Annotated in this window: 9 protein-coding genes; 4 read left to right on the top strand and 5 right to left on the bottom strand. The window is 40.9% G+C overall.

The annotated features are described in order from the left end of the window. Positions 1 to 22: 22 nt before the first annotated feature. The 5 genes from ACGF7G_RS21575 to ACGF7G_RS21555 form a co-directional block, all read right to left on the bottom strand. The gene (locus ACGF7G_RS21575; protein WP_387468283.1) at positions 23 to 319 is read right to left on the bottom strand and encodes a hypothetical protein; all 297 of its coding nucleotides are present in this window, start codon (positions 317 to 319) and stop codon (positions 23 to 25) included. A 283-nt stretch (positions 320 to 602) separates the two neighbouring features. Further along, positions 603 to 821, bottom strand: a complete 219-nt coding sequence (locus ACGF7G_RS21570; RefSeq protein WP_387468282.1) for a hypothetical protein — start codon at positions 819 to 821, stop codon at positions 603 to 605. A gap of 292 nt (positions 822 to 1,113) precedes the next feature. After that, positions 1,114 to 1,590, bottom strand: a complete 477-nt coding sequence (locus ACGF7G_RS21565) for a hypothetical protein (RefSeq protein WP_387468280.1) — start codon at positions 1,588 to 1,590, stop codon at positions 1,114 to 1,116. Positions 1,591 to 1,602: 12 nt separating this feature from the next. Beyond that, positions 1,603 to 1,932 (bottom strand): hypothetical protein, encoded by a 330-nt coding sequence (locus ACGF7G_RS21560; protein ID WP_387468278.1) that lies wholly within the window; start codon positions 1,930 to 1,932, stop codon positions 1,603 to 1,605. A 74-nt stretch (positions 1,933 to 2,006) separates the two neighbouring features. Continuing rightward, positions 2,007 to 2,477 (bottom strand): helix-turn-helix domain-containing protein, encoded by a 471-nt coding sequence (locus tag ACGF7G_RS21555; RefSeq protein WP_133812563.1) that lies wholly within the window; start codon positions 2,475 to 2,477, stop codon positions 2,007 to 2,009. Positions 2,478 to 2,583: 106 nt separating this feature from the next. On the opposite strand from ACGF7G_RS21555, the gene ACGF7G_RS21550 reads away from it, so the two are divergent. The 4 genes from ACGF7G_RS21550 to ACGF7G_RS21535 form a co-directional block, all read left to right on the top strand. Then, entirely contained in the window at positions 2,584 to 2,775 is a 192-nt protein-coding gene (locus ACGF7G_RS21550; RefSeq protein ID WP_040154730.1) for a Cro/CI family transcriptional regulator, read from the top strand. A 135-nt stretch (positions 2,776 to 2,910) separates the two neighbouring features. After that, on the top strand, positions 2,911 to 3,228 hold the full coding sequence (locus ACGF7G_RS21545) for a CII family transcriptional regulator (protein WP_387468275.1): 318 nt from the start codon (positions 2,911 to 2,913) through the stop codon (positions 3,226 to 3,228). A gap of 57 nt (positions 3,229 to 3,285) precedes the next feature. Then, positions 3,286 to 3,891 carry a hypothetical protein gene (locus ACGF7G_RS21540; RefSeq protein ID WP_387468273.1) on the top strand — a complete coding sequence of 202 codons (606 nt, stop codon included), beginning with the start codon at positions 3,286 to 3,288 and terminating at the stop codon, positions 3,889 to 3,891. Beyond that, a partial coding sequence (locus tag ACGF7G_RS21535; protein ID WP_387468271.1) for a replication protein occupies positions 3,888 to 4,705 on the top strand: 818 nt, incomplete at its 3' end. The genes ACGF7G_RS21540 and ACGF7G_RS21535, both read left to right, overlap by 4 nt.

Raw genomic sequence — 4,705 nt, 5'->3', positions numbered from 1 at the left:
CCCCGGTGCGGCGAAATATTCATTATCTTGCTGTAATATTGCTACTTTTCTTATTCTTGACTGAATAGAGAAAAGTATTTGATAAGCAGTGACTACCTGTGATTTCTGGCTTATCGTTACTCTTTAAAGCAATAATCAGGTTTGCCAAAACATCAGTTTCATCGACTGGCTTAATAATTGAATCGATAATTTCATCAACTGAGCGCTGATTACCTTCGGCCTCTGCTGCTTTACGTGCAATCAGTTCACCTCTCGCAATATAGCGGCGGAGCTTCGAATTCGTCTTACCTGTGCGCGGTAAGTAAGTGATCCTGTTCATTTGATTACCCTCATCAGTAAGTTTTGGTGGTGTTGTGATTGCTACGTTGCGGCCCTATCACAGTTGCGCCTCCCGCAGTCCTGATACAGTCTCATCTGTGAATGAGTTGACTGATTACTTTTAGGCTCAGTCACAACACCCCAAAACTCACTTCGAGTATTTCCCACAATGGCGGGAGCTTATTTGTTAAAGAGCGAAACATCCTTATTGGTTGCTTTTCCTAAATATCAGCCTTCTAAGCTAAAAAGCTGGTATTTAAGGCCCCTTGTGGGGCTATATTCAGTTACTTCTTGAATCCCATCATGCGAAGCCAGCTATTTAATTCCGCGCGGCTTTTGAAGATCGTAGTGCCTAATTTTCCACCATTTTCACAAGACCAGTCGTGCCAAACTTGTACATTCGCTTTGTATTGAGTAACTCGCCCGCTGTAGCCGTTCTGTACAAGATATTGCTTGCCTGTGTATTTATCGACGTACATTGTTGCATTGTTGTATGTGCTCATGACCTTTCTCCGTTGCTTATGATGTTTCTTAGCACTTGCGAATCATCTACCTCTTCATGTGCCGGTAGCGGCTACTTCGTGGGCTTTCCTTGCCTGTTTGCTGTGTGCCTTTGATGTGATTAATAATACTTGCGGTATTAATTTAATGCAATACCTGCGGTATTTAAAAATGATGAAAAATTAGTATCATTATGATTTTAAAATGAATTTATTTTGAAAAAAATTTTCTAGGGATGGGGTTTTGGCTAGCTTGGTGGGGAGAGGGCGTAAAAAGCCCCCATGGGAGGGCTAATTATTGTTTGATACTGAGAATTTCGTAAATCTTATAAATTGCGAAGAACAAACTAGGCAGGCCCAAGATCCAGAGGATTATACTTAAGCGCATATCCTTCAATTTTCCATCAAAAGACACCTTCTGATTTTCAATGGTTGATTTCAATTCAGAACCTTGCAAGGCTAGTGCTGATTCAAGCTTGTTTGATTGTAAAATTATAGCGGACTCCAATTTAGATGTCTGCAAGTCAATCTTACTATCCAGTTTAAGCATTGTTTCATTTAGGCGAGACAATGTAGACTCAATAGAATCAACTCGTTTCTCTAGTTTTTCCATGCGAGCATCCATATCTACCTCTCTATGGCTAACATTGTCGCTATTCTTGATAATAACACTTTTGTTTTTATCGGCAAATTCAATATTTGGAACTGCATTATACGCTATTGGCTTGGCATCTATGATGCTGTATACGGTAGCCAATTGATTATCATTCACTATGATGACACCTTAATCGTTATCTTTATGATCTTTCATCCAAGATCTTATAGAGTTTGTCCAGAATAGTTGAATATTCCCACATGATAGGCAAATTCTACCGACACACTCATGCGCTAAGATTTTTGATGCATCTTTTGACATCACATTTAATGTTAGTGATTGACCTTTCTCAACAGCAACAACCCCAGACATAGTTGGTTTACTACATGCGGGGCATGTATGACTGACTTCTTTGTCTTCTAGATAGTCAAAAAAATCCTTCATAGATATTAAATTATCTGTATCTACATGGGGCTTAAAATCTTTAATTTCATTTTTTTTATGCTTTTTATCGCTCATCTCCATTCCTTTATTAAAAATATGACAAACGTAACAATTTCATGAGTTAATATTTGCACTTGTAATTTATATCATTAACCTGCTTTACTGCCCCTCTTCGCCAGCATTTCTGCGAAAATTGCATTAAAATGCGCTGCTTTTGCTTTTGTCTCGCGCAAGACGCGCTGTGCTTCATCTCTTGGTAGATTGTCAAAAGCTTTAAGCAATTCTTCTTGTTCGGGCGTTAAGTATCTTGCTGCTTTTGTTAACTCTTTTTTTTCATTATTGCCAACACATGTTGTTGACAATTCTGTGATTTCAGCAGCTAGAGATGGGCTAAAGTCACAAATAGAAACATTCAATATCTTTGCAAAAGTTGATGCCACTTTTGCATTAAGTGCATTCCTACCGTTCAAATAATGGCCCACTGCACCCTGGGATATATCCATTTCATCGGCAATAGTTTGTTGACTAAGATTTAATTTTTTTTTCTTAGATTCGAAGATTGATTTTAATCTCATGCAGTCTTCTAACTGCTCTTGAGTCAAAGGTTTTTTCTTGTTCATTCCTTAATTTTAATACCGTAGTTATTAAATTGAAAATACCGCAGGTATTGCATTTTTGTAATACCGCCAGTATTATTTGTTTTATGGGTTACAAGGAGAATTAAAAGTGAGAACAATCCCATTATCGGAATACGTGCTCGAAAAGGGACAAGCCAAGGCAGCAGATGAGATTGGTTGTCACCAAACAGCCGTAAGTAAAGCACTACGCACGGGTAGAAGTATTTTCGTTATTCAATTCCCAGATGGTCGAGTAAAGGCTGAAGAAATTAAGCCATTTCCAAACCAAGTAAGTAAATAAACAACCGCGCGAGCCGGTATAGCTCGCCCGCTCTTTAACAATCCGCCTCCCCGCCACTGTGGGGATTCCTCGCATAAGCGGGGAGCGTAGCCCAACTGGGCTATAAATTTAATTTTATTTAGGAAAGTATGACGTATGGATATCGCAATTGAACGCAAAACAAGAGAAATCGAGTCGCGAATACGAAAGGGGATCATCATCACAGGGCCAAAGCATGTTGCTGATGCCTGCGGAGTGCATCAATCACAGATAAGCAGATGGCAGGCAGAAGAGACCGGCTTTGTTACAAAAGCCGCTAAGTTGCTTGCTGCAATCGGTTTTGATGCCCCGGTAAGCGAAGTAGTGATTCACGGAGAAGAAACAGCACAGATAGCTAAAGCGTTGCAAGAGATGCTATCTCACTTAAGAGAAAAAGCCCCGTCTGTTACAGCAGATGAGGCTAATCAAATATGAGTCAAACGGGGGAGCTCTCATTTCCCCTATACCACTAACAACAATAGCGAGGCAATCATGACAGAGAAGCCAATTATTTTCAACGGTGAGATGGTCCGGGCGATTTTGTCCGGGCGGAAAACTCAAACACGGCGGCCTGTTAAGCCGCAACAAAGCAATATTCTAAGTCGTTGTCCTTGGAAAGTGGGTGATCGGCTGTGGGTACGTGAGACCTGGGCTCATTATCAGACTATTAATTATCGCGTTTGCGCGAATGGCTGTTCATTTGGCGAAGTAAGTGATGGTCTTGCGGCGTATCGGGCAGACGGATACGAGAGTATTAGCGACATGAAAGATCACATTCGACTAATGTCGGAATGTGATTTTGAGTGCGTCGAGGTTCGTGATGACAAATGGATACCGTCAATTCACATGCCACGCTGGGCCTCACGCATCACGTTAGAAATCACAGATATTCGTGTCGAGAGGTTGAATGAAATCAATGAAGAGGATGCCATTGCAGAAGGAGTAACAGCGAGAATTTGTCCCGGTCACGAGAATATCATGCATCGCGTTGCATTTCGTGAGCTGTGGGAGTCCATTTACGGCAATGATTCATTTAATGATTCATTTAATGATCGATGGGTATGGGTCATTGAGTTTAAGAAAATGGAGGCACTATGAACACAGCGGAGGTAATTAATTTTCCCGCCCCCCGCAGGGAGGTTGTTAAAGTGGCTGATGTTGAAGACGGATATACGAGGATAGCCAATGAGTTATTGGAATCTATAGCGAGTTCGGATCTGACGGCCAGACAACTGAAAGTAATACTGGCAGTCATCAGGAAAACTTACGGCTTTTGCAAGAAATCCGATCGCATTGCCGATTCTCAAATAGCAGAAATAACAGGTCTATCAAGACAGAATGTGAACAAGGCAAAAAACGAATTAATTTCAATGAGATTACTGTTTGTTGACGGTAATAAAATTGGGATTAACAAGTTAATATCGTGTTGGGAGACTCAGTCTAGAGACAGTGTCTCTAATTTGAAGACAAAAAATGTCTCTAACTTAGAGACAAATGATGTCTCCAATGTAGAGACACACAAAAGAAATATATTAAAGAAAAAAGAAAAGATCCCCCTTACCCCCGTGGGGGATGAAAATCTCGCTCTCGAAATATTGGATTATTTTAACAAGCTCACCAGTTCAAAATTTCAATCAACGGCTCCATTCCTGAAAGCGCTATCCACAGTGAAGAGCAAGGGAGTGTGCTACACGGCTGATGAAATCAAGCTGGTTGTCGAATGGTCAGTCACCCAATGGAGATATGGCGATAAGCTTAAGCCAGAGAATTTATGTCGCATGAAACGATTTGACGGTTATTTGTCTGACGCCATCCGCTGGAAAGAGCGCACTGATAGAAACCCTGTTGATTGTCCGCACGCTGAGTTAATCAATTTGTGGAATGCAAAAATACCGGATCGCAGTATCGACAC

This window comes from Photorhabdus sp. RM323S (genome assembly GCF_042879375.1).
Lineage (GTDB): Bacteria > Pseudomonadota > Gammaproteobacteria > Enterobacterales > Enterobacteriaceae > Photorhabdus > Photorhabdus tasmaniensis.
Note: the sequence above shows the minus strand (reverse complement) of the source record. Positions and strands in the feature narration are given on the sequence as shown.